23 protein-coding genes are annotated in these 22,759 nt (G+C 53.4%); 14 read left to right on the top strand and 9 right to left on the bottom strand.

Annotated elements, in window-relative coordinates:
• The first annotated feature begins 31 nt into the window (after positions 1 to 31).
• The 5 genes from cpxR to AC2FCQ_RS19795 all read left to right on the top strand — a co-directional run bounded on the left by cpxR (position 32) and on the right by AC2FCQ_RS19795 (position 4,260).
• Positions 32 to 730: an envelope stress response regulator transcription factor CpxR gene (gene cpxR, locus AC2FCQ_RS19815; protein ID WP_004953234.1), complete on the top strand. Its 699-nt coding sequence runs from the start codon at positions 32 to 34 to the stop codon at positions 728 to 730.
• On the top strand, positions 727 to 2,100 hold the full coding sequence (gene cpxA / locus AC2FCQ_RS19810) for an envelope stress sensor histidine kinase CpxA (protein WP_209640053.1): 1,374 nt from the start codon (positions 727 to 729) through the stop codon (positions 2,098 to 2,100). Before cpxR ends, cpxA begins: the two co-directional genes overlap by 4 nt.
• A gap of 63 nt (positions 2,101 to 2,163) precedes the next feature.
• Complete coding sequence (gene trmL, locus AC2FCQ_RS19805; RefSeq protein WP_209640056.1) at positions 2,164 to 2,637, top strand: tRNA (uridine(34)/cytosine(34)/5-carboxymethylaminomethyluridine(34)-2'-O)-methyltransferase TrmL; 474 nt, start codon at positions 2,164 to 2,166, stop codon at positions 2,635 to 2,637.
• A gap of 62 nt (positions 2,638 to 2,699) precedes the next feature.
• Complete coding sequence (locus AC2FCQ_RS19800; RefSeq protein WP_265556749.1) at positions 2,700 to 3,494, top strand: CHAD domain-containing protein; 795 nt, start codon at positions 2,700 to 2,702, stop codon at positions 3,492 to 3,494.
• A gap of 94 nt (positions 3,495 to 3,588) precedes the next feature.
• On the top strand, positions 3,589 to 4,260 hold the full coding sequence (locus AC2FCQ_RS19795; RefSeq protein ID WP_209640062.1) for a DUF3313 domain-containing protein: 672 nt from the start codon (positions 3,589 to 3,591) through the stop codon (positions 4,258 to 4,260).
• Between the two features lie 69 nt (positions 4,261 to 4,329).
• Here the strand turns inward: AC2FCQ_RS19795 and cysE are convergent, their stop codons facing one another.
• The 5 genes from cysE to AC2FCQ_RS19770 form a co-directional block, all read right to left on the bottom strand.
• Positions 4,330 to 5,151, bottom strand: coding sequence for a serine O-acetyltransferase (gene cysE, locus AC2FCQ_RS19790; RefSeq protein ID WP_209640065.1), 822 nt, complete (start codon positions 5,149 to 5,151; stop codon positions 4,330 to 4,332).
• Positions 5,152 to 5,285: 134 nt separating this feature from the next.
• A complete protein-coding gene (gpsA, locus tag AC2FCQ_RS19785; RefSeq protein WP_265556750.1) occupies positions 5,286 to 6,305 on the bottom strand; it encodes an NAD(P)H-dependent glycerol-3-phosphate dehydrogenase in 1,020 nt (339 codons plus the stop codon).
• Positions 6,305 to 6,775 (bottom strand): protein-export chaperone SecB, encoded by a 471-nt coding sequence (secB, locus tag AC2FCQ_RS19780; protein WP_004953255.1) that lies wholly within the window; start codon positions 6,773 to 6,775, stop codon positions 6,305 to 6,307. Before secB ends, gpsA begins: the two co-directional genes overlap by 1 nt.
• A 59-nt stretch (positions 6,776 to 6,834) precedes the next feature.
• Positions 6,835 to 7,083 (bottom strand): glutaredoxin 3, encoded by a 249-nt coding sequence (grxC, locus tag AC2FCQ_RS19775; protein WP_037421687.1) that lies wholly within the window; start codon positions 7,081 to 7,083, stop codon positions 6,835 to 6,837.
• A gap of 28 nt (positions 7,084 to 7,111) precedes the next feature.
• Complete coding sequence (locus AC2FCQ_RS19770; protein ID WP_209640071.1) at positions 7,112 to 7,546, bottom strand: rhodanese-like domain-containing protein; 435 nt, start codon at positions 7,544 to 7,546, stop codon at positions 7,112 to 7,114.
• A 300-nt stretch (positions 7,547 to 7,846) separates the two neighbouring features.
• On the opposite strand from AC2FCQ_RS19770, the gene gpmM reads away from it, so the two are divergent.
• From gpmM to AC2FCQ_RS19755, 3 genes are read left to right on the top strand one after another with little or no spacing between them, the layout of a single operon-like run.
• Positions 7,847 to 9,391, top strand: coding sequence for a 2,3-bisphosphoglycerate-independent phosphoglycerate mutase (gene gpmM, locus AC2FCQ_RS19765; protein ID WP_490308899.1), 1,545 nt, complete (start codon positions 7,847 to 7,849; stop codon positions 9,389 to 9,391).
• Between the two features lie 9 nt (positions 9,392 to 9,400).
• Positions 9,401 to 10,735 carry a murein hydrolase activator EnvC gene (gene envC / locus AC2FCQ_RS19760; RefSeq protein ID WP_209640077.1) on the top strand — a complete coding sequence of 445 codons (1,335 nt, stop codon included), beginning with the start codon at positions 9,401 to 9,403 and terminating at the stop codon, positions 10,733 to 10,735.
• A gap of 2 nt (positions 10,736 to 10,737) precedes the next feature.
• The gene (locus AC2FCQ_RS19755) at positions 10,738 to 11,706 is read left to right on the top strand and encodes a divergent polysaccharide deacetylase family protein (protein WP_490308898.1); all 969 of its coding nucleotides are present in this window, start codon (positions 10,738 to 10,740) and stop codon (positions 11,704 to 11,706) included.
• A gap of 31 nt (positions 11,707 to 11,737) precedes the next feature.
• Here the strand turns inward: AC2FCQ_RS19755 and tdh are convergent, their stop codons facing one another.
• Together tdh and kbl are read right to left on the bottom strand one after the other, a co-directional pair.
• On the bottom strand, positions 11,738 to 12,763 hold the full coding sequence (gene tdh, locus AC2FCQ_RS19750; protein WP_490308897.1) for an L-threonine 3-dehydrogenase: 1,026 nt from the start codon (positions 12,761 to 12,763) through the stop codon (positions 11,738 to 11,740).
• 9 nt (positions 12,764 to 12,772) lie between these two features.
• Positions 12,773 to 13,969 (bottom strand): glycine C-acetyltransferase, encoded by a 1,197-nt coding sequence (gene kbl, locus AC2FCQ_RS19745; RefSeq protein WP_490308896.1) that lies wholly within the window; start codon positions 13,967 to 13,969, stop codon positions 12,773 to 12,775.
• A 240-nt stretch (positions 13,970 to 14,209) separates the two neighbouring features.
• On the opposite strand from kbl, the gene rfaD reads away from it, so the two are divergent.
• The 6 genes from rfaD to AC2FCQ_RS19715 are packed head-to-tail and all read left to right on the top strand — an operon-like array spanning position 14,210 to position 20,588.
• Positions 14,210 to 15,139 carry an ADP-glyceromanno-heptose 6-epimerase gene (gene rfaD / locus AC2FCQ_RS19740; protein ID WP_209640085.1) on the top strand — a complete coding sequence of 310 codons (930 nt, stop codon included), beginning with the start codon at positions 14,210 to 14,212 and terminating at the stop codon, positions 15,137 to 15,139.
• 22 nt (positions 15,140 to 15,161) lie between these two features.
• Positions 15,162 to 16,208 (top strand): ADP-heptose--LPS heptosyltransferase RfaF, encoded by a 1,047-nt coding sequence (gene rfaF / locus AC2FCQ_RS19735; RefSeq protein WP_490308895.1) that lies wholly within the window; start codon positions 15,162 to 15,164, stop codon positions 16,206 to 16,208.
• A gap of 2 nt (positions 16,209 to 16,210) precedes the next feature.
• A complete protein-coding gene (gene rfaC / locus AC2FCQ_RS19730) occupies positions 16,211 to 17,176 on the top strand; it encodes a lipopolysaccharide heptosyltransferase RfaC (protein ID WP_209640090.1) in 966 nt (321 codons plus the stop codon).
• Entirely contained in the window at positions 17,173 to 18,342 is a 1,170-nt protein-coding gene (locus tag AC2FCQ_RS19725; protein WP_209640093.1) for a glycosyltransferase, read from the top strand. The genes rfaC and AC2FCQ_RS19725 overlap by 4 nt, the downstream gene beginning before the upstream one ends.
• 22 nt (positions 18,343 to 18,364) lie before the next feature.
• Positions 18,365 to 19,600 carry an O-antigen ligase family protein gene (locus tag AC2FCQ_RS19720; protein WP_209640096.1) on the top strand — a complete coding sequence of 412 codons (1,236 nt, stop codon included), beginning with the start codon at positions 18,365 to 18,367 and terminating at the stop codon, positions 19,598 to 19,600.
• A 4-nt stretch (positions 19,601 to 19,604) separates the two neighbouring features.
• Positions 19,605 to 20,588, top strand: a complete 984-nt coding sequence (locus tag AC2FCQ_RS19715; protein WP_209640099.1) for a glycosyltransferase — start codon at positions 19,605 to 19,607, stop codon at positions 20,586 to 20,588.
• 2 nt (positions 20,589 to 20,590) lie between these two features.
• Here the strand turns inward: AC2FCQ_RS19715 and AC2FCQ_RS19710 are convergent, their stop codons facing one another.
• Both AC2FCQ_RS19710 and AC2FCQ_RS19705 read right to left on the bottom strand, forming a co-directional pair.
• Entirely contained in the window at positions 20,591 to 21,688 is a 1,098-nt protein-coding gene (locus AC2FCQ_RS19710; RefSeq protein WP_490308894.1) for a glycosyltransferase family 9 protein, read from the bottom strand.
• Between the two features lies 1 nt (position 21,689).
• Positions 21,690 to 22,646, bottom strand: coding sequence for a polysaccharide deacetylase family protein (locus tag AC2FCQ_RS19705; protein ID WP_209640105.1), 957 nt, complete (start codon positions 22,644 to 22,646; stop codon positions 21,690 to 21,692).
• Positions 22,647 to 22,759 lie beyond the last annotated feature (113 nt).

Raw genomic sequence — 22,759 nt, 5'->3', positions numbered from 1 at the left:
GACGTATTTTGCGTCAGGAGGAAAAAATACAATGAACAAAATTCTGTTAGTTGACGACGACCGCGAGTTGACCTCGCTGTTAAAAGAACTTCTTGAAATGGAAGGTTTTACTATCGTCGTAGCCTACGATGGTGAACAGGCGTTGTCGCTTCTGGACAGCTCCATTGATCTACTGTTGCTCGACATCATGATGCCAAAGAAGAACGGTATCGATACGCTAAAAGAGTTGCGTCAGCACCACCAGACACCCGTCATTATGCTGACCGCACGCGGCAGCGAATTGGACCGCGTGTTGGGTCTGGAACTGGGTGCCGATGACTACTTGCCAAAACCGTTTAACGATCGTGAGCTGGTCGCGCGTATTCGTGCGATTCTGCGCCGATCCAACTGGAGCGAACAGCAGCAAAATGTCGATACCGGCGCACCCACGCTGGACGTTGACGGTTTGCAGCTCAACCCAGGCCGCCAGGAAGCCAGCTTTGACGGTCAAACGCTGGATCTTACCGGCACCGAATTTACCCTGTTGTACCTGCTGGCACAGCATCTCGGCCAGGTGGTCTCTCGTGAACTGCTGAGCCAGGAAGTATTGGGCAAACGACTGACGCCTTTCGACCGCGCCATCGACATGCATATCTCCAACTTGCGACGTAAACTCCCGAACCGCAAAGATGGCCATCCGTGGTTCAAAACCTTGCGCGGACGGGGTTATTTAATGGTATCAGCAACATGATCAACAGTTTGACGGCACGCATCTTCGCCATTTTTTGGTTCACATTAGCTCTGGTGCTGATGTTGGTGTTGATGGTGCCCAAGCTCGACTCCCGCCAAATGACCTCGCTGCTGGACAGCGAGCAGCGGCAGGGGCTAATGCTGGAACAACATGTCGAGGCCGAGTTGCAAAACGATCCGGCCAACGATCTGATGTGGTGGCGCCGCTTATTCCGTGCCATTGAAAAATGGGCCCCGCCTGGGCAGCGCCTCATTCTGGTTACCAGCGAAGGCCGGGTGATTGGCAACATGCAGCGCAACGAAATGCAGTTGGTGCGTAATTTTATTGGCCAGTCTGATAATTCCGATCATCCCAAGAAGAAAAAATACGGCCGCGTTGAGCTGGTTGGTCCATTTTCCGTTCGCGACGGTGAAGACAATTACCAGCTGTACCTGATCCGCCCCGCCAACAGCCCGCAATCCGATTTTATCAACCTGATGTTCGACCGGCCGCTGCTGCTGCTGATCGTCACCATGTTAATCAGCGCCCCACTGCTGCTGTGGCTAGCCTGGAGCCTGGCAAAGCCGGCACGTAAACTGAAGAATGCTGCCGATGATGTTGCACGAGGCAACCTGAAACAGCACCCAGAACTGGAGGCCGGGCCGCAAGAATTTCTGGCAACCGGTGCCAGCTTCAACCAAATGGTCAGTGCACTGGAACGGATGATGACCGCGCAGCAACGGCTTATTTCTGACATCTCACATGAGCTGCGTACACCGCTGACCCGCCTACAGTTGGCTACCGCATTGATGCGCCGCCGCCACGGCGAAGGGCATGAGCTGGCACGTATCGAAACCGAAGCACAGCGCCTCGACTCAATGATCAACGATCTGTTGGTGCTGTCGCGCGGGCAACAGAAAAGCGAGCTGGTGCGTGAGCGGTTGCTGGCCAACGAGCTTTGGGCTGACGTACTGGATGATGCTGGTTTTGAAGCTGAACAAATGGGTAAACAGCTGGAGGTCACTTCCCCTCCCGGCCCGTGGACGCTGTTCGGCAATGCGGGTGCGCTCGACAGCGCGCTGGAAAACATCGTGCGTAACGCCCTGCGCTACTCAAACACTCACATTGCGGTAGCCTTCAGCGCGGACAACCAGGGCATCACCATTGTGGTTGACGACGATGGTCCTGGTGTCAGTACGGAAGATCGCGAGCAAATATTCCGGCCATTTTATCGTACCGACGAAGCACGCGATCGCGCATCCGGTGGGACAGGATTGGGTTTGGCGATCGTAGAAGCGGCAGTCAATCAGCACCGCGGCTGGGTGAAAGCGGAAGACAGCCCGCTCGGCGGGTTGCGACTGGTGCTGTGGTTACCCCTGCACCAACGCTGATCGGCTAAGACAGCTCGGTCAGATTTTGCTATTCTGCGCCCCTCGTCATGAGGGGCTTTTTACATGCTGAACATTGTTTTATTCGAACCTGAGATTCCACCTAACACGGGCAATATTATCCGCCTGTGTGCCAATACCGGCTTTCAACTGCATCTGATAGAGCCGATGGGTTTCCCGTGGGATGATAAACGTCTGCGTCGTGCCGGGCTGGATTACCATGAATTTGCCAACATCCGACGACATGCCGACTATGCCGCTTTTATTGCCAGCGAAAATCCTCAACGGCTGTTTGCCCTGACCACCAAAGGCACCCCGGCGCACAGCGCGGTCAGCTATCAAGCCGGCGACTACCTGCTATTCGGCCCGGAAACCCGTGGATTGCCTGCTGATATCCTGAACGCGCTACCCGCACAACAAAAAATTCGCATTCCCATGCAAGCGCAAAGTCGCAGCATGAATTTGTCTAACGCCGTTGCGGTCGTGGTGTACGAAGCCTGGCGGCAGCTGGACTACGCAGGCGCTGTGATCAAATCTTAACCAATGACAGTGTCTACTTCAGGGAGGATAATCTTTAAAGATGACTTCTCTGGGGACACAACATGGTGTTGGTCAAGAGTATTATCACGCAAGCGCGCAAGCTCGAGAGCGCGTTGAATCAAGCGCTGCTGCGTTTACCTGACGCAACAGACCACGAGGCTCTGCACGACGTACGTATCAACCTGCGGCGTCTCAGGAGCCTGCTGAGACCATTGCGCGGCACTCCGGGTGTTGCGCAGCTCGACGATGCCGCTGCCAAGCTGGGGAAAATCACCACGCCAATGCGCGATCTGGAAGTGCTGATTACCGAACTGGATCAGCATCAGTTAACGTGGCAGGCCAATACGCGCAAGACCGAACTGCAAAGCCGCAAGCTCGCTTTAACATCGTTACCGCTACTTATCCGCCTCCCCACACTGCTGCATGCCTGGCTAAACATGTTCCTCATAACCAAGCATCGGCATACAAAACACCGTATAGCCCATCAGATAACCCAACAGGTAAAACAAGTGCGCCTGGCGCTTGCCGACTCGTATTACGATCGGCATAGATTACGTCTCTTGGTTAAGCACCTGCGCTATGTCGTGGATGCCTACCCCCAATTTCGCCTCATCACGCCTGACGCTATCGCCCACCTGAAAACGGCGCAAAGCACCCTCGGCCATTGGCACGATCATGTTGTCTGGTACCAGATGGCAGAACATCAGCAAGATCTCTGGCCGCTACTGCCACAATGGCAATCAGCCATTGTGATCGCACAGGAAAATGCAGAGGCAGCATTGCTTTTACTGTCGCAAACACTGAGTACCACAGATAAAAAACACGCCAAATATCACAATCCCAACAAACTGGCCTGAAACATCGCACACACGGCGCTGAAAACACCCACTGCGCCCGAAGATAATGAACTATGTTTTGTAAGGGTTATCGACACTCACCATAGGAAATCGTATGAAAAAACAACGCTTGTGCGTTGCCGCAGCGGTCCTGGCAGCAGGCCTGTTGCTGGCAGGTTGTGCATCAAAAGTAACAACAACAGAGCAGTACTCAGGATTCCTGTCTGATTACAGTAAATTGCAGGAAACCAGCTCACCAAGCGGCCATAAAACGCTACGCTGGATCGATCCTAACTTTAAAGAATCCAACTATCGGGGTGTCTATTTTACCCCCATAGTCTATTACCCAGAGGCGAAACCTAACGCCCGCATCAGCCAACAGACGCTAGACAAAATTAGGCACTACACCGACAAAAGTTTGAGAAAAGCGGTAGCCGAGCGCACCACCATACTCAATAGCCCGGCGGGGCCTCGCGTATTGATCGCCAAAGTGGCGATTACGGCTGTCTCTGCCGAAAATGAAGATATGAAATTCTATGAAGTGGTGCCGGTTGCCGCAGTGGTTGCCAGCACCATGGCCGCAACGGGCCACCGTACGCAAAACACGACGCTGTTCCTCGAAGCTGAGTTGATCGATCAGGATACCGGCAAGACCGTACTGGAAGTCGTACGCAAGAGTTACGGCAGAACTGTCAGCAATGACAGTGCACCCGTGACGGAAGAAGAAGTCAAAGCCGCAATCGATGAAATGGTCGCCGACACGGTCGCGTTCCCGAAACAGGGCTAAGCTTCCTTCGCAGAAATAAAGCACAGGGGGAGCCAAAGCTCCCCCTGTTTGATGTGTTATGCGAAAGGGTTAAATACCGTCGCCGTACTCAAATCCATGGTTGTTACCGTTGAAGTACTGATCCATATCCATGGATGGCGTATCGCTTTCCGGTCGACCGACAAGACGTGCTGGTACACCAGCCGCCGTCGTATGCGGCGGCACCGATTGCAGCACTACCGAGCCAGCGCCAATTTTTGCGCCTTTACCCACTTCGATATTGCCGAGAATTTTAGCACCGGCGCCAATCATCACACCTTCACGGATCTTCGGATGGCGATCGCCACTGGTTTTCCCGGTACCGCCAAGGGTGACAGACTGCAGAATAGACACGTTATTTTCTACCACGGCCGTTTCACCGATTACAATGCCGGTAGCGTGGTCGAGCATGATGCCGCAGCCAATAGTGGCGGCCGGATGGATATCCACGCCAAAGGCGACCGAAATCTGGTTTTGTAGATAAATAGCCAGCGCCTGTCGCCCTTGCAACCAGAGCCAGTGGCCAATGCGATAGGCTTGCAGTGCATGGAAGCCTTTCAGATACAGCAGAGGGGTAGAATATTTATCGACGGCCGGGTCGCGTAGGCGCACCGCCAGAATATCGCGAGCTGCCGAAGCGATCATTTGCTGATCGGCAAAATAGGCGTCTTCCACCACTTCGCGCACCGCAATGGCCGGCATAATTGGATTCGCCAGCTTATTTGCCAGAATATAGCTGAGTGCGCCCCCCAGATTGTCGTGCTTGAGCAGCGTCGCATGGTAAAAGCTAGCCAGCATCGGTTCACATTCAGCCAGCCCTCTCGCCTCTGATTTGATGCTATTCCAGACCTGCTCTAACTCTTCTGACGACATCGGGTTCCTCTCCGCCTTGCAAAACAGGCCACCGCATCGCATCGCGATCAAGTGGCCCAAAACAATTGCTGGGTCGGCATGCCGCCCAGCATATCGGTTTATACCCGTCAAATGTTAAGCCACAGGGTTATAAATTACCCGCTGTGCTTTTCATCTTTTCTGGTGCGCCCTAACAGGCTCAGAGCGGCTTCCCGGGCATTTTTATGGCAATACAACACCTGGTAAATCTGTTCGGTAATCGGCATTTCCACGCCGTAGCGTTGTGCCAACGCCAATACCTCTTTGGTATTGCGATAGCCTTCGACAACCTGGCCGATGCTGTCCTGCGCTTCTTGCACGCCTTTCCCCTGCCCCAGCATAATACCGAAGCGACGGTTGCGCGATTGATTATCGGTGCAGGTTAACACCAAATCGCCCAGACCAGCCATGCCCATAAAGGTCGAAGGATCAGCCCCCAGAGCCGAGCCGAGGCGGCTCATTTCCGTCAGGCCGCGAGTAATCAATGCAGTACGTGCGTTAGCACCAAAACCGATGCCGTCTGACATGCCGGCGCCGATGGCAATCACGTTCTTCACGGCCCCGCCCAGCTGTACACCGATAAAATCGGGATTGCTGTAAACGCGGAAGCTTTTGCCACAGTGCAGCAACAGTTGCAGATCTTCGGCAAACTGCGCATCTGTGGAGGCCAATGCAATCGCGGTCGGCAAACCCGCAGCCAGTTCTTTGGCGAACGTCGGCCCTGAGACCACCGCCAGCGGGATAGCATCACCTAGCGCTTCACGCGCTACGTCCTGCAACAACCGGCCCGTTTCCGCTTCCAGCCCCTTGGTCGCCCACACGATGCGGGCATCCGGGCGCAGATGGGGTTTTAACTGACGCAGCACATCGCCGAACACATGGCTGGGTACCACCACCAGCACATCGCGGCTGGCAGCCAGCGCGTGCGCCAGATCGGCTTCGAGCAATAACGTGTCGGGGAAAGCGACGTCGGGAAGAAATGCCTGGTTGCAGCGATCGCGCTGCATTTTTTGAATCTGCTCGGGATTATGGCCCCACAGCACCACAGAGTGGCCATTACGCGCCAGCGTAATGGCTAATGCGGTGCCGTACGAGCCGGCACCGATAACGGTCATTGAAGCATTGACGGTGTTCATCAGGCATCCTGATGTGGTGCGGCACCTTCGCCTTCCGCCTGCTGTTGCAGATAGTTCATGAACAGCGCGTCAAAGTTAACCGGTGCCAGGTTCAACTGCGGGAATGTACCGCGAGAAACCAGGCTGGTGATGCACTCACGTGCATACGGGAACAGAATGTTCGGGCAGTATGCACCCAGGCAATGCGCCAGCTGCGTACCATCGATGCCCGCTACGGAGAAGATGCCCGCCTGCTGCACTTCACACAGGAACGCAGTTTCTTCACCCAGAGATGCAGTCACGGTTACGCGCAGTACAACTTCATACACTTCGTCAGCCAACTGGCTGGAAGCTGTATCTAGATCCAGTTTAACTTCCGGCTGCCATTCTTGCTGGAAAACCTGCGGAGCGTTTGGCGCTTCGAAGGAGATATCCTTGGTGTAAATGCGCTGAATCTGGAAAGCCATCTCTGTGCTGTTTTGTTCTGACATGTGTGTAATACCCTTGGTTAAACGTCCTTATTGACACTCAGTAACCGGCAGCCGCCCGCTTAAAGCAGCGGATCCAGACCACCACGAGTATCGAGTTCATATAAATCATCGCAGCCGCCGATATGTTGGCCATCGATGAAAATCTGAGGCACGGTGGTGCGCCCACTGCGCGCAATCATCGCTTCGCGTTTTTCATTATCGCCATCAATGGCGATTTCGTTAAACGCAGCGCCCTTACTGTTCAGCAACGCTTTGGCGCGATGGCAGAACGGGCAGGTCGCTTTGGTGTAGATATCAATGTTAGCCATGAATTACCACCTCAAATACGTTAAACAATTACTTACCGCGCACCAGTGGCAGGTTTTCCCCGCTCCAGCCGGCAATGCCGTCTTTCAGCGTAGTGACGTTTTCGAAACCGGCTTTGCTCAGATTTTCTGCAGGTTCACGGGAGGTCGTGCCATTGGCACAAACCACGATGATTGGCTGAGCCTTGTGTTTTTCCAGCTCGCCCAGGCTGCCGCTTTTGATTTCGCTGGCGGTCAGGTTGATGGCGTTGGCCAGGTGGCCTCTGCGGAAATCATCACGGCTGCGGGTATCTACCACAACGGCATCTTCTTTATTAATCAGGCGAGTGGCTTCACCACGGGTGATCTCTTTCACCTTTGAGAAACGGCTCTTGAACGTCATGACGATCACCGCAACCAGCAGGGCAATCCAGGCCAGGCTCAGTATGGGATGCTTGCTAACGAATTGCATAATTTCTTGCAGCATGGGGTATAACAACTCCCGTCAGTTAAGGGAAAAAATAACTCAAGGTTCCAGAGTATACCTGCCGAGTGCAGCAAATACAGCCAATAAGCAAGCGCTATTGCAGAAACTGCGGGCCACGCTGAGAAATTCTCGGTGTCAGAGCATAAAAGGCCGCCTTGTTCACTGCAACTTTGATCTCTCTGGGCTCTTTTTAAGCGGCCACGTTGTAAAATCAGGCAGTTTTCGAGGGTGAATAGCCATCAACCCGATCGCGGATTGATGGCTATTCACAACTTAGAAGTTCATAACGAGGTTAATGCAATGTCGAGTAACAAAAAGCCGATGGTACTGGTGATTCTGGACGGTTATGGCCACCGCGAGGAGCAACAGGACAACGCCATTCTGAACGCAAAAACACCGGTGATGGATCGTCTGTGGCAACAGCAGCCGCACACACTGATCGCCGCGTCTGGACTGGATGTCGGCCTGCCTGACGGCCAAATGGGCAACTCTGAAGTTGGTCATGTTAACTTGGGCGCCGGGCGCATTGTTTATCAGGACCTGACGCGACTGGACAAGGAAATAAAAGAAGGTGATTTCTTCACCAACGCAACGCTGACGGCCGCGGTCGATAAAGCCGTTCAAGCAGGCAAAGCGGTGCATATCATGGGGCTATTGTCACCGGGCGGTGTACACAGCCACGAAGACCATATTATGGCGATGATTGAACTGGCCTCACAGCGCGGTGCCAAAGCCGTTTATCTGCACGCTTTTCTGGATGGCCGTGATACCCCGCCACGCAGTGCAGAAACCTCCCTGCAACGCTTTAGCGACACCTTTGCCAAGTTGGGTACCGGGCGCATTGCGTCGCTGATTGGCCGCTATTACGCCATGGACCGTGATAACCGCTGGGACCGCGTGCAACTGGCCTATGACCTGCTGACTCAGGCCAAGGGCGAATACGTTGCCGACAACGCGGTTGCTGCCCTGCAGGCGGCCTATCAGCGCGGTGAAAACGACGAATTCGTGAAGCCGACTGTACTCCAGGCTGCGGGGGAAGCGGCCGCCGAGCTCAATGACGGCGACGCACTGATTTTCATGAACTTCCGCGCCGATCGCGCACGTCAGATCGTTCGCGCCTTCGTCAATAAAGATTTCGACGGGTTCCCGCGCGACAACGTCATCAACTTTGGTGATTTCGTCATGCTGACCGAATACGCCGCCGATATCAAAACCCCCTGCGCCTATCCACCGGCATCGCTGAACAACACCTTCGGCGAATGGTTGATGAAGCATGACAAAACGCAACTGCGTATCTCGGAAACCGAAAAATACGCGCACGTGACTTTCTTCTATAACGGTGGCGTTGAAGAACCTTTCGCTGGGGAAGATCGGGTTCTGGTCAATTCACCGAAGGTCGCTACCTATGATTTGCAACCTGAAATGAGTGCCGCAGAGCTGACCGACAAACTGCTGACCGCCATTGGCAGCGGCAAATACGACGCCATCATATGTAATTACCCTAATGGTGACATGGTGGGGCACACCGGCGTCTATGACGCGGCAGTGAAGGCGGTAGAAACGCTGGATAACTGCATCGCTCAGGTTGTCGAGGCGGTTAAGGCCGCCGATGGGCAGCTGTTGATCACCGCCGATCACGGCAACGCCGAACAAATGCGTGATCCGGCAACCGGTCAGGCTCATACCGCCCACACCAGCTTGCCCGTGCCGTTGATTTACATCGGCAAGCCTGCCAGCGCAGTCAATGGGGGTAAGCTTTCCGACATCGCACCAACCATGCTGACACTGATGGGAATGGAAATCCCGCAAGAGATGACTGGTAAGCCGCTGTTCATCGTGGAATAATCCTTCCCTATGAGGGAAAAGGCGTTTTTTGCACTATCAAGGGTAACCCGAAGCGCAAACACAGGCAGCCAATCGCTGCCTGAACGCACTGCGCCAAGGAAGTTAACCACCATGTGCGCCAGCGTATTTTACGCTGGCGTCTTGTTGTTGCCGCTCGCCAGCCAGGCTGCGGAAGACAACAAATCCCAACTCAAAGACATCCAGCAAAGTATCGCCGAGAAAGAAAAGGCGGTTAAGCAGCAGCAACAACAGCGCAGCTCTTTGCAGGATCAACTGAAGCAGCAAGAAAAAACTATCGCACAGGCAAGCCGCCTGTTACGCGACACGCAAGGCACATTGAACCAGTTGGGGAAAGACATCTCCGGTTTGAACGCTTCAATTGCCAAGCTGCAAAAACAGCAATCCACCCAGCAGAATATCCTCGCAAAACAGCTTGATGCTGCCTTCCGACAAGGACAGCACAGCGCAGTGCAATTGGTTCTTAGTGGTGAAGAGAGCCAGCGCAGCGAGCGTATTTTGGCCTACTTCGGCTACCTGAACGAAGCACGGCAAAAAACGATTGAAGAACTCAAGCAAACCCGTGCCGAACTGGCGAAGCAGAAAACAACGCTAGTGGCCAAGCAAGGCCAGCAAAAATCGCTGTTAGGCGAGCAACAAACACAGCAGCAAAAGCTGGAGCAGGCACGCGGCGCACGTAAGAAAACGCTAACCGCACTCGAAGCCTCGCTGGAAAAAGATCAGCAACGTCTGGTGGAACTACGCCAGAACGAAACCCGCATGCGAGACCAGATTGCGCGTGCCGAACGTGAAGCCCGTGCTCGTGCTGAACGCGAAGCACGTGAAGCGGCCAAGGTACGTGAACAGGTTCGTGTTAAAGAGCAGCAAGCGAAAAAAACCGGCACCAGCTATAAACCAAGCGAAGCCGACCGCTCGCTGATGGCCCGAACCGGCGGCCTGGGCCGACCAAACGGGCAAGCAATATGGCCAGTACGCGGCCGCACCCTGCACGGTTTTGGCGAACAACTGCAAGGTGAGTTACGCTGGAAAGGTATGGTCATTGAGGCCAGAGAAGGCAGCGAAGTAAAAGCGATCGCCGATGGCCGCGTATTGCTGGCCGACTGGCTGCAAGGTTATGGGCTGGTTGTCGTCATCGAACACGGTAAGGGTGACATGAGCCTGTATGGCTATAACCAAAGTGCACTGGTCAACGTCGGTGCGCAGGTGCGAGCAGGTCAACCGATAGCCTTAGTCGGCACCAGCGGGGGTCAGGGCACACCATCGCTTTATTTCGAAATTCGTCGCCAAGGTCAGGCCGTTAACCCACTACCGTGGTTGGGAAGATAGATTTGCGCTATATCAAAACCCGTACTGTCGTACTGATTGGCTGTCTGTTGCAAGTCTGCACTGCACAGGCAGGGAAACTGTCCATCGTCATCGATGACGTGGGTTATCGTCCGCATGAAGAAGGCGCTGTACTGCAAATGCCAACGGCGATATCAATCGCCGTATTGCCTAATGCCCCCCATGCCCGTTTGATGGCCACCCGCGCCCACAGTCAGGGCCGCGAAGTGCTGATTCATATGCCAATGGCACCGCTCAGCAAGCAACCGTTGGAACGTGATACATTGCAGCCTTCCATGAGTAGCGAAGAGGTCCAGCGCATTATCCGCAATGCGGTTAATAATGTGCCCTATGCGGTGGGTATGAATAACCATATGGGCAGCGCCATGACGTCTAGCCTGCCAGGCATGCAAAAAGTCATGCAGGCACTCGACAGTTATCAGCTTTATTTCCTCGACAGCATGACCATCGGTAACAGCCAAGCTACCCGAGCGGCGGCCGGAACGCACGTGAAGGTCATCAAGCGTAAGGTGTTCCTGGACGATACTGCCAACGAAGCCGATATCCGACGTCAATTCAACCGTGCGGTAGACTTGGCACGCCGTACGGGATCGGCCATCGCGATTGGTCACCCGCGTCCAGCCACCGTGAAGGTGCTGCAGCAAATGCTACCAACGCTACCAGCGGATATCGTGCTGGTAAAACCCAGCGCATTGCTCAACGAACCACAGGGCAACAGCAGCGGCGGCAATAATTATGTTCCACCGCCGGTAAAACAGCCGAAACCACAGCCGAAGAACCCGTTCACCGGTGGCATCAAGCAGTGTAAGGTCAAGTTGCCGAAAGAAAAAGTCAACGCGAGCACGGTGATTAACGTGATCGGTGAAAGCGTAGCGCAATCGCCAGCGGTGACATTCATCAAACGCCAGTGGCAACGCTGGGCGGACACTGCACCAGCGAAACCAAAAGCATAAAAAAAGGCCGGGATTCCGGCCTTTTTTACAATCAATCCCAGCTCAACACCACTTTCCCGGATTGACCGGAACGCATGGCGTCAAAGCCATCTTGGAACTGGTCGATAGAGAAACGATGGGTAATAATCGGCGTCAGATCCAAACCAGACTGGATCAGTGCAGCCATCTTGTACCAGGTTTCAAACATCTCACGGCCGTAAATCCCTTTGATAAACAGCCCTTTGAAGATCACCTGATTCCAGTCGATCGACATGTCAGACGGCGGAATCCCCAGCATGGCAATGCGGCCACCGTGGTTCATCGCGTTGAGCAGTGAACGGAATGCCGGTGGTGCGCCGGACATTTCCAACCCCACGTCGAACCCTTCAGTCATGCCCAATTCAGCCATCACGTCGTTCAGATTTTCTTTGCTGACGTTTACCGCACGGGTCACACCCATTTTGCGCGCCAAATCCAGACGGTATTCGTTAACATCGGTGATCACCACATGGCGAGCACCAACGTGTTTACACACGGCTGCGGCCATGATGCCGATCGGCCCAGCACCGGAAACCAGCACATCTTCGCCAACCAGATCAAATGACAGTGCGGTGTGCACCGCATTGCCGAAGGGGTCAAAAATAGACGCCAGCTCATCGGAGATATTGTCTGGGATCTTGAACGCGTTAAACGCCGGGATCACCAGATATTCAGCAAACGAACCAGGGCGGTTCACACCGACACCCGTCGTGTTGCGGCACAGATGCGTACGGCCGCCACGGCAGTTACGGCAATGGCCGCAGGTGATATGGCCTTCACCGGAAACACGGTCACCGACGTTGAACCCTTTGACTTCCTGACCGATGGCAACCACCTCACCCACGTATTCGTGGCCGACCACCATAGGTACCGGGATGGTTTTCTGCGACCATTCATCCCAGTTATAAATATGAACATCGGTACCGCAGATCGCAGTTTTACGGATTTTAATCATGATGTCGTTATGGCCCAGCTCCGGCTGAGGCACATCGGTCATCCAAATCCCTTCTTCCGCTTTCAATTTTGACAATGCTTTCATGGTTTTACCTTATGCAATAACGCCAAGATCTTTACCGATACGAATGAACGCCGCAATCGCACGTTCAATTTGCTCCGGGGTATGATCGGCGGACATCTGGGTACGGATGCGCGCCTGGCCTTTCGGCACCACCGGATAGAAGAAACCCGTCACATAAATGCCTTCCTTGAGCAGCGCATTGGCGAAATCCTGCGCCAGTTTTGCTTCACCCAACATCACTGGGATGATGGCGTGATCGGCCCCGGCCAGCTCAAAGCCTGCCGCGGTCATTTTTTCACGGAACAGGCTCGCATTGGCCCACAGACGATCACGCAATGCGTCACCGTGCTCCAGCAGTTCCAGCACTTTAATCGAAGCGGCAACGATCGCCGGCGCCAGCGAGTTGGAGAACAGATAAGGACGCGAACGCTGACGCAGCCATTCCACCACCTCTTTCTTCGCCGCGGTATAGCCGCCAGAAGCCCCGCCCAACGCCTTGCCCAACGTGCCCGTAATGATGTCAACACGCCCCATCACGTCGCAATATTCGTGAGTACCACGCCCATGAGCACCAACAAAACCCACCGCGTGGGAATCATCAACCATCACCAACGCCTGGTATTGATCCGCCAGATCGCAAACCCCTTTCAGGTTGGCAATCACGCCGTCCATTGAGAACACACCGTCGGTGGCGATCATGATGTGGCGTGCACCGTCAGCCTTGGCTTGCTTCAGCTGTGCGGCCAATTCGGTCATATCGTTATTAGCGTAACGATAACGTTTTGCCTTACACAACCGGACACCGTCAATGATCGACGCATGGTTCAGCGCATCAGAGATAATGGCATCCTCCGGGCCCAGCAGGGTTTCGAACAACCCACCGTTAGCATCGAAGCAGGAGGAGTACAGGATAGCGTCTTCCATCCCGAGGAAATCAGCCAGCTTTTGCTCCAACTGTTTATGACTGTCCTGAGTCCCACAAATAAAGCGTACCGACGCCATACCGAAACCGTGGCTGTCCATGCCAGCCTTGGCCGCGGCAATCATCGCCGGGTGGTTAGCCAAACCCAGATAGTTGTTAGCGCAAAAGTTAATCACATGACGGCCATCAGCAACGGCAATATCCGCCTGCTGAGCAGTGGTGATAATGCGCTCTTCTTTGAACAGCCCTTCGCTACGGGTGGTTGCAAGTTGTTGTTCCAACTGCTGATAAAAAGACGCGGACATTCGGTTATCTCCAGGATTGGTCTGTTTTCAACATATTTTACTGATTTGTAACCAAACTGACGAGAAACTGCGGGAGAGAATATGAAAATTGCAGCAGATATCACGGCAAAGTGCTGCCGGACTCGACATCTCGGGATATTCGGAGCCCGTCCGATGTTTGCGGCGACATGAAATGCTATTATAAGCGGCATTGAGCGTGGGGCACCGTGTCCCACCGGGCAGAATAACAGGGGTAACCCAATGATTATCGTTACTGGTGGCGCCGGCATGATCGGCAGCAACATCATTAAAGCGCTGAATGACACAGGGTATCGCGATATCCTGGTGGTCGATAACCTGAAAGACGGCACCAAATTCGCCAATCTGGTGGATCTCGACATCGCCGACTATATCGACAAAGAAGATTTCATCGCCAATATCGTGGCCGGTGACGATCTGGGCGAAATCGATGCAATCTTCCACGAAGGTGCCTGTTCGTCCACCACCGAGTGGGACGGCAAGTACATGATGGACAACAACTATCAGTACTCCAAAGATGTGCTGCATTACTGCCTGGATCGTGAGATTCCGTTCCTGTACGCCTCGTCTGCAGCCACCTACGGCGGTCGTGAAGAATTTATCGAAGAGCGTCAATTCGAAGAGCCGCTGAACGTCTATGGCTATTCCAAATTCCTGTTCGACCAGTATGTACGCGAAATCCTACCGCAAGCCGACTCACAAATTTGCGGCTTCCGGTACTTTAACGTTTACGGCCCACGTGAAGGCCACAAAGGCGGTATGGCCAGCGTCGCATTCCACCTGAACAACCAGATCAACCGCGGTGAGAATCCAAAACTGTTCGACGGCAGCCAAGACTTCAAGCGTGACTTTATCTACGTTGGCGACGTGGCAGCCGTGAACCTGTGGTTCTGGAAAAGCGGCGTCTCCGGCATCTTCAACTGCGGCACCGGCCGGGCGGAAACCTTCCAGGCCGTGGCCGACGCAGTCGTCGACTTCCATCAGAAAGGTACGGTAGAAAATATCCCGTTCCCAGAAAAGCTAAAGGGCCGCTATCAGGCATTTACCCAAGCCGATCTGACCAAGCTGCGCGCTGCCGGCTATGACGCACCGTTCAAAACGGTCGCCGAAGGCGTGAAAGAGTACATGGCTTGGTTAAACCGCACCGCTTAAGCTGAAGGGAATCACCCCGGGTATGAAAATACTGGTTATCGGCCCTTCATGGGTTGGCGATATGATGATGTCGCAAAGTCTCTACCGCACCCTGAAGGCCGAGCACCCGACGGCAGAAATTGATGTGATGGCACCGGCCTGGTGCCGTCCATTACTGGCGCGTATGCCGGAAGTCAATCAAGCGCTGTCGATGCCGTTAGGCCACGGCGCATTGGCACTCGGTGAGCGTCGTCGTTTGGGGCATGCCCTCCGCGCTAACGGATACGATCGCGCTTACGTGTTACCAAACTCATTCAAATCCGCACTCGTGCCATTCTTTGCCAACGTGCCGCAGCGCACCGGCTGGCGCGGGGAAATGCGCTACGGCCTGCTGAATGATGTTCGCGTGCTGGACAAGGCCGCCTTCCCGCTGATGGTGCAACGTTATGTGGCGCTGGCCTACGACAAACAGCGCATTCAACGCGCAGAAGATCTGCCGCAGCCGCTATTGTGGCCGCAACTGCAGGTCAGCGACGAAGAAATTGCGGAAACCACCGCCGCCTTCAATCTGACCGATCACCGACCGATTATCGGTTTTTGCCCAGGTGCCGAATTTGGCCCGGCAAAACGCTGGCCACATTATCACTATGCCTCTCTGGCGCAGAAGTTGATCGACCAAGGCTATCAAATCGCCCTGTTTGGCTCTGCCAAAGATAATGAGGCGGGCGAGCAAATTCGCGCGGCGCTGGATGACGACGCACGCGGTTTTTGCATGAACCTGGCTGGGGAAACCCAGCTTGAACAAGCGGTGATCCTGCTCGCTTCCTGTTCGGCTGTGGTCAGCAATGATTCCGGCCTGATGCACGTTGCAGCCGCATTGAACAAACCGCTGATAGCCCTGTATGGCCCAAGTAGCCCGGACTTCACCCCACCGCTGTCCGACAAGGCCAAAGTGATCCGCTTAATCAGTGGTTACCATAAGATACGCAAAGGCGATGCCGATCAGGGTTACCATCAAAGCCTGATCGATATACAGCCACAGCAGGTGTTGGACGCGCTGACGCCGTTACTTGCCGCCAGCGAGGAATAAGCATGCAGGTGTTGATTGTAAAAACGTCCTCCATGGGGGATGTACTCCATACGCTACCGGCGTTAACGGATGCCATGCAGGCCATTCCCGGCATCCGTTTTGACTGGGTGGTAGAGGAGGGGTTTAGCCAAATTCCCACTTGGCACCCGGCGGTGGACCGTGTGATCCCGGTGGCAATCCGCCGTTGGCGCAAAAATTGGTTTGGCAGTGAAACCCGCCAGCAACGTTGTGACTTCAAACGTGTGGTGCAAGAGCGCGACTACGATGCGGTGATAGACGCCCAGGGGCTAATCAAAAGCGCGGCGCTGATCACCCGTATCGCCAAAGGCAGCAAGCATGGCCAGGACAGCAAAAGCGCCCGCGAACCCTTTGCCAGTTGGTTCTACAACTTTCGCCATGACATCGACAAGCGGCAACATGCCGTCGAACGTACGCGTGAGTTGTTCGCCAAAAGTCTGGGCTACGAAAAACCCGACAGCGTCGGCGATTACGCCATTGCCGCCCGCTTTCTCAATCATCTACCGGCCGACGCCGGGCAATATCTGGTGTTTCTGCACGCCACCACCCGCGATGATAAACACTGGCCGGAATCTCATTGGCGCGATCTGATTAAACTGATGGCGCCAAGCGGGCTGAAGATCAAATTGCCGTGGGGTGCGGAACACGAACGCCTGCGTGCACTGCGTTTGGCGGAAGGCTTCCCGCATGTGGAAGTTTTGCCAAAGCTTAGCCTGCAGCAGGTTGCCGAAGTGCTGGCCGGCGCAAAAGGCGTGGTTTCGGTCGATACCGGCCTCAGCCACCTGACCGCCGCGCTCGACAGGCCGAACATCACGCTGTTTGGGCCCACAGATCCAGGCTTGATAGGTGGTTACGGGCAGAATCAACATTCCCTGATATCTCCGGAAAAAAACATGGCGACTATCACCGCCGATTCCGTCTGGGACGAGCTGCAAAAGGTTATTGGATGAAAAAGCTGCACATTATCAACTTAGGGAAAATGGGCGGTGTTGAACGCCTGTTCCTGCAGTATATCAACGACACAACCGACGGCAGTAACGAGGTGATTTGTATCAGCAGTGAGATCGGCGAAGAGATCCGCCGTCAAATGCCTGACCAGAAAGTCACATTTGCCAACCGGCTGATTAATTCACTGCCGCTGCGTTGCCCACAATTCTTGCGCAAATACCTGCTCAAAAGAAAAATCGAGAAGGCCAACGCCGACGTGGTCATCGTTTGGGATTTGGTGCCCGGTCTGGCCGCTAAGCCTAAACGCGGCAAAATGATTTATTACGACCATGGCTGTTCATGGCGCTATCCGAAAAACCACAAGACATTACGTTTTCTGGCCATGCTGGACGGTTGTATCTCGGCGTCCTACGCCTCTAAACGGGTGATGGCGCTGCGGTTCAATCTGCCCTGCCCGAATCACGTGGTGATCAATCGACTGAAAACGCCCTCAGGGATCAGCGATAGCCTGAAACCGCTCAGCAAACCGATCAGAATAGGTACTGCGTCACGGTTGGTCAGCCTGAAAGGCATCAGCGTATCATTATTGATGATGCAGGAGCTGCTGCGCCGCGGGCACGATGTCACCCTGGAAATTGCAGGCAAGGGGCCAGACAGAGCTGAATTTGAAGCCTTGGCGGAAAAACTCAAACTGGGCGACCGAGTCACCTTCAGCGGTTTCCAGGATAACGTAGCGGATTTCTTCAACCGCACGCATATCTATATGAGTACGCCAATCACCGAGCCCTTCGGCTTATCCTGTATGGAATCGCTGTATTTTGGCGTACCGGTAATTTTCCCGCAGGTCGATGGCCAGCCTGAAGTGATTAAAGACGGGCTCTGCGGCATTGGCTTGACCCCCTCGGTAACGATTGAAGAACACCAACGGCTAACGGGCATCAAGGTGGATTTCCCTCACGATGTTTATGACCCGGTTAGTGATACGTTGGTAATGCCTAAGTTGTTGTCGCACCTTGAGTGCGCAGATGCGGTGGAAAAACTGATGAATCCCGCAGACTATCAAAACATGAGCCGACACGCACAGCGCTATCCCATCGAACATTTCAGCTATGCTTTGTTCAAAACCGAGTTTGATGACGCGCTAAAATCATTTGTTGCCCAACCGTAATGTGAGCCGGAAACCAAGCCCCATGCTACTCAAAGAAACCACACCGCACCCTGCCTTCAGTTATCTGATCTATTTGGGATGTGCTATCGCGTTTTGCACTATCCCCTTCGGCTCCGACACCGGGCGCAATATCTTTTATATTTCCAGTTATATCTCGTTCATCGCCGTATGTTTAAACCTAAAGTATTACGTTAAAAACAAAAGAAACCTTATCGTGCCTGTTCTGTTCTTCTGCGTAGGTATGGGCAGTATTTTCTGGTTGCAGTATTTCAAACAGCCGGGCGAGTACATTAATATTTACCGCTCTTATATGTCGACCGGTAAATTGCAGATTGCCACCGCATTTATTTTGCTGATTGCGGTAAATGAACGTCTTTGCATGCAACGCGCATTCATTGTAATTGCGTTGCTGGCAGGCATTGCGGTCAACGGTTATTCCCTCTATCAGGGCTTGTGGCTGGATATTGGTCGCGTAGAGATTAACTTCGATCGCGCTACCGTTGCCGCCTATTTGATTACCGCCATCAATTTGGTGATGATGCAGTCAATACTGATGCTACGGACAAAATACCGCATCCCGTTGTACATTATCGGCTTCTTATTCACCTTCTCAACGCTGGTGCTCACCGGAACGCGGGCGGCAATGCTGGTGTACCCGGTTGCGGTTGCCCTGTCGATATTGGCGACGAAGAACCTGATCTCCCATAAGCATAAGATACTGTTGGTCGCCTCAGTGCCGCTGTTACTGCTCGTTAGCGGCTTCGTTTTCAAATCACAGATAGAACAACGTATTGCCGATTTTAAAACTAATATGCAACTGGTGAATACTCCCGAAATCGATAACTCAATTATGTCCCGTCTTTCGATGCAAATCATTGGCGTTCGCACAGGTACTATGGCGCCGTTAGGGCAATCTGCAGAACAACGCGGGGAGGAAATCAAAGCTATAGTTGCCAAACAGCCAGAATTGTATGGTGTCATGCCTTACATCAACGTGCATCTGCACAACGAACTGCTAGAGACCTATTCACTCAAAGGGGTCTGGGGCGTGCTGTTTTTACTGGCGCTCTACGTTGGCCTACTTGTTTCTTCACTTAAGCCCTACCGCAACGCATTACTGCTGGGAGTGACATTCAGCCTGTTTGTATATGGGCTCAGCGACGTCATCTTCTTCAGCACCGAAGGCACTGCCATGTTCTGCCTGGCGATTATTGCCAGCGTACTGTCAGTGAAGAAAACGCCACCCGCGCAGGATTAAAACCATGCACTCTTCGCCGCCTCTGCTCAGCGTTATTGTGCCATTTTACAATAACGAAGACTTCGTGGTCGCCAGCCTGAGTTCGCTGTTCAACCAGATTGGCGATGATATTGAAGTGGTCATCATTGATGACGGTTCAACAGATGCATCCGCTGGGCGAGTCAGCGAACTGCTGGCCAAATGGCAGCATCCGCATGTCACCTTTATCTCGCAAAAAAATGGGGGTATCGCCAACGCCCGCAACGTCGGGCTGCATCATGCTCAAGGGCGCTATATTACCTTCCTTGATGGCGATGATTTATTGAGTGACGACTATCTGAGCATCCTGCGTCCACTGCTGATTGCCGATGAAGACGATCTGATCGATTTCAATTACCAGAAGTTTACCGACATTCCGCCAGTGCAACCCGCCGTTACGACCATACAGCGTAGCGTTTATGATTTTGCTAATCACGGCCTTGCCTGCCTCACCCCTTTGTTTGCCAACTCGATGTGGCACCTCTGGAGCCGGGTCTATAGACGAAGTCTGCTTGAGGGTGAGTCATTTGAAAACGGTCGGCGTTATGAAGACGTGATCTTCACGCCTTTCCAGTATTTCAAAACCCAGAAAATTGCTCATCTCGATCACGTGCTTTATTTTTATCGCGACAACAGTCACGGGATTACCCGTAATGTTAAAGCCAAAGACATTGAAGATATGCTGTTTGCTATCGACAAGATGCTGCTCTTTATTGACCAGCATCCGGGGGATGAACCGTTGCGACAGTTGGCGGCGTTAATGCTCGCCAACTGTTTCTCTGAGGTGAAAAGCATGTCGAAGGTATTGTATGGCTACTACTATTACCCAGCTGAGGCGCTGCATATCTTTAAACGCCTGGCCGACGTATGCCGTAATAGCGCGGTGCCACGTAAAAAAATCCGGCAAATGCATTACGCGTGGGTAGATACCTGTTTGTCAAAAATCCGCTGGCGATTAAAAAAGCGCTAAATTCACGCCTTATCCAACGACAGGTGATCCACTATCTCATCGTAAATCCGCTGTGGCTGGATCACGCCCATTGGGCTTTCCGCCTCAAGCGGCATGGTATAGCCAGTGCGAGATACCTGAATAATTCGATGAAGCTCCAAATCCTGAATGGGTCCGGTAGAACGTGAGTCGGCAGTCACAAACAGACTGATGGTTTTTACCTTCAGCGCGACCGCCAGATGCAGTGGCCCGGTATCGCCGGTGATCAGGACGTGGAAACTGTCGATCAACGTCAACAACGCCTGTAACCCCGTTTTCCCAATCCTATTGTCCACGCAAGCTCGGGTTTCAGGATTGACCTGATTCAGGAACTGCTGTGCCTTCCCGTCATCAAAAGGCCCACCAATCAGCACAATACGCACGTTGGCCTGCTTAGCCACCAGTTCGTCGGCAAGCCGGACGAAATGTGATACAGGCCAGCAACGTGACTCGGTTGAAGCCCCCAGCTGAAACCCAATCGTACAGCGATCGCGGCTTTTTACACCCGGCTGGTAAGGCGCTGGAATTTCCATTGTTGGATCATCGCTGCGGCAACCCAGGATAGAAATCAGCTCCAGCTTACGACGAATAAAGTGACCGTAGTAATGGAAGATGTAATTGGTCAACCAGGGTTCAAGCCCACAAATACCGGAACTGTAATTATCCCTGATAATGTATTTGGCCCCGGATAATACGGCGCTGATAATGTCATACGGCAGATGTGAATGCAGGATAAGCGCCAAATCCGGCTGATGCTCACGTAATGACTTCAACAGCGGGCGCATGGTTTTTATTTTACTGTCCCAATACACCACACGATCATAGTAGCGACCGTTCTCAACCAACTCCTGATTCTTTTTATGCACCACCAGCGTGATGTGCGCGTCGGGATAGCGCTCCCGCATTGCACGTAACGCAGGCGTATTAAACATAAAGTCGCCCAGCGCCGTGGTGGAATAGATGACGATGTTGTCAAACTGAAGCCGACTGTCGAAAGTCGTCTTATCCTGGAAACGGCCGGACTTAGCGGTATAACGGCGCAAAAACCAATCCGCGAGCTTAATCTTCCATTTTTTCGACATGTCAGTTCACTTTAAGTTGATAATACTCGGCCAGCGTCATGCCCACCGTACGCTGCTGCAACCAGGCAAACAGCTGCTCCAAATCACGGTACAACACGTCAATATCCTGCTGCGTTTTAAATGTCGGGCTGCCGCCCGGCATAAACTCGGAAGAGTGAAGCATAAATTCAACGTAGTCATTGCCTTGAGCCAGACAACGCTCCACCACCGACTTCATTTTCTCCAGATTACCGCCGCTTGGCCGCAACCAATTCGCCGACGGCGAGCGCTGCTTGCCACGTAAGCGATCGTAACCTTGTTTCAGCGCATTCATCAGCGCCGAATGTTTATACTGGATGCTCATCGGTACTTCCAGCAGTGATGAGGAACCCGCCCTGGCGATATTGTCAGGATCGATAAAATAGGCGTGTGATGGGAAATGGCGGTAGTCGGTACCGCCATTGCCTTGTGGGTTACCCGGGGAGTATTGCCAGTTAACACGCGGGGTAACCGAACAATCTACCTGATAGCCATATTCCAACAGCAAAGCAGCATAATATTCATTAAACGCCCAACGGCCGGCACGATGGCTGAGCATCTTGGTCTGAAAGCTATCTTCCAACAGCTTGGTCATATGATCGACTTTTGCACGGATTTGATCGGCCGGATACTCGATCAGATAAGGCTTATGGCGCCAGTCGTCATTGGTCAAGGGCGTTAACGGCGGGCTGTTCCAGGCATGCAGGTGCATACCCACTTCCCCACAGCCACGTGCAATGACATCGCGAGCAAACTCGACATATTCTGCATCCACCGCCATTTCATAATTAGTGAGGTACACTGGCTTAAAGCCATATTTCTCACACAGCGCCTGAAAGCGCGGCAAAAATCGCGTGTTTTCGGTCGAAATGCGATCGTGGTTTTGCCACAGATTATCGCCTTCGGTATCAATGGTGATGAGAAACGCCGGTTTAGTCATAAATATCGAGCCTGATATCAACAGAATGCATTATGTTACGCAGGGCGTTTCGCCAGGGCAAACGACTTTACTGCCTGGTTTGGACAACGTTGAAGGCCTTTTGTCTCCCTCGC

The organism is Serratia sp. CoH_134_PS_4 (genome assembly GCF_058190535.1).
The sequence above is the reverse complement of the archived record's forward strand: the minus strand, read 5'-3'. Positions and strand labels throughout refer to the sequence as shown.

What these genes read in the sequence shown, in the direction of transcription:
- cpxR (WP_004953234.1), top strand. Translation starts at nt 32, where the DNA reads ATGAACAAAATTCTGTTAGTTGACGACGACCGCGAGTTGACCTCGCTG.
- cpxA (WP_209640053.1), top strand. Translation starts at nt 727, where the DNA reads ATGATCAACAGTTTGACGGCACGCATCTTCGCCATTTTTTGGTTCACA.
- trmL (WP_209640056.1), top strand. Translation starts at nt 2,164, where the DNA reads ATGCTGAACATTGTTTTATTCGAACCTGAGATTCCACCTAACACGGGC.
- AC2FCQ_RS19800 (WP_265556749.1), top strand. Translation starts at nt 2,700, where the DNA reads ATGGTGTTGGTCAAGAGTATTATCACGCAAGCGCGCAAGCTCGAGAGC.
- AC2FCQ_RS19795 (WP_209640062.1), top strand. Translation starts at nt 3,589, where the DNA reads ATGAAAAAACAACGCTTGTGCGTTGCCGCAGCGGTCCTGGCAGCAGGC.
- cysE (WP_209640065.1), bottom strand. Translation starts at nt 5,151, where the DNA reads ATGTCGTCAGAAGAGTTAGAGCAGGTCTGGAATAGCATCAAATCAGAG.
- gpsA (WP_265556750.1), bottom strand. Translation starts at nt 6,305, where the DNA reads ATGAACACCGTCAATGCTTCAATGACCGTTATCGGTGCCGGCTCGTAC.
- secB (WP_004953255.1), bottom strand. Translation starts at nt 6,775, where the DNA reads ATGTCAGAACAAAACAGCACAGAGATGGCTTTCCAGATTCAGCGCATT.
- grxC (WP_037421687.1), bottom strand. Translation starts at nt 7,083, where the DNA reads ATGGCTAACATTGATATCTACACCAAAGCGACCTGCCCGTTCTGCCAT.
- AC2FCQ_RS19770 (WP_209640071.1), bottom strand. Translation starts at nt 7,546, where the DNA reads ATGCTGCAAGAAATTATGCAATTCGTTAGCAAGCATCCCATACTGAGC.
- gpmM (WP_490308899.1), top strand. Translation starts at nt 7,847, where the DNA reads ATGTCGAGTAACAAAAAGCCGATGGTACTGGTGATTCTGGACGGTTAT.
- envC (WP_209640077.1), top strand. Translation starts at nt 9,401, where the DNA reads ATGAGGGAAAAGGCGTTTTTTGCACTATCAAGGGTAACCCGAAGCGCA.
- tdh (WP_490308897.1), bottom strand. Translation starts at nt 12,763, where the DNA reads ATGAAAGCATTGTCAAAATTGAAAGCGGAAGAAGGGATTTGGATGACC.
- kbl (WP_490308896.1), bottom strand. Translation starts at nt 13,969, where the DNA reads ATGTCCGCGTCTTTTTATCAGCAGTTGGAACAACAACTTGCAACCACC.
- rfaD (WP_209640085.1), top strand. Translation starts at nt 14,210, where the DNA reads ATGATTATCGTTACTGGTGGCGCCGGCATGATCGGCAGCAACATCATT.
- rfaF (WP_490308895.1), top strand. Translation starts at nt 15,162, where the DNA reads ATGAAAATACTGGTTATCGGCCCTTCATGGGTTGGCGATATGATGATG.
- rfaC (WP_209640090.1), top strand. Translation starts at nt 16,211, where the DNA reads ATGCAGGTGTTGATTGTAAAAACGTCCTCCATGGGGGATGTACTCCAT.
- AC2FCQ_RS19725 (WP_209640093.1), top strand. Translation starts at nt 17,173, where the DNA reads ATGAAAAAGCTGCACATTATCAACTTAGGGAAAATGGGCGGTGTTGAA.
- AC2FCQ_RS19720 (WP_209640096.1), top strand. Translation starts at nt 18,365, where the DNA reads ATGCTACTCAAAGAAACCACACCGCACCCTGCCTTCAGTTATCTGATC.
- AC2FCQ_RS19715 (WP_209640099.1), top strand. Translation starts at nt 19,605, where the DNA reads ATGCACTCTTCGCCGCCTCTGCTCAGCGTTATTGTGCCATTTTACAAT.
- AC2FCQ_RS19710 (WP_490308894.1), bottom strand. Translation starts at nt 21,688, where the DNA reads ATGTCGAAAAAATGGAAGATTAAGCTCGCGGATTGGTTTTTGCGCCGT.
- AC2FCQ_RS19705 (WP_209640105.1), bottom strand. Translation starts at nt 22,646, where the DNA reads ATGACTAAACCGGCGTTTCTCATCACCATTGATACCGAAGGCGATAAT.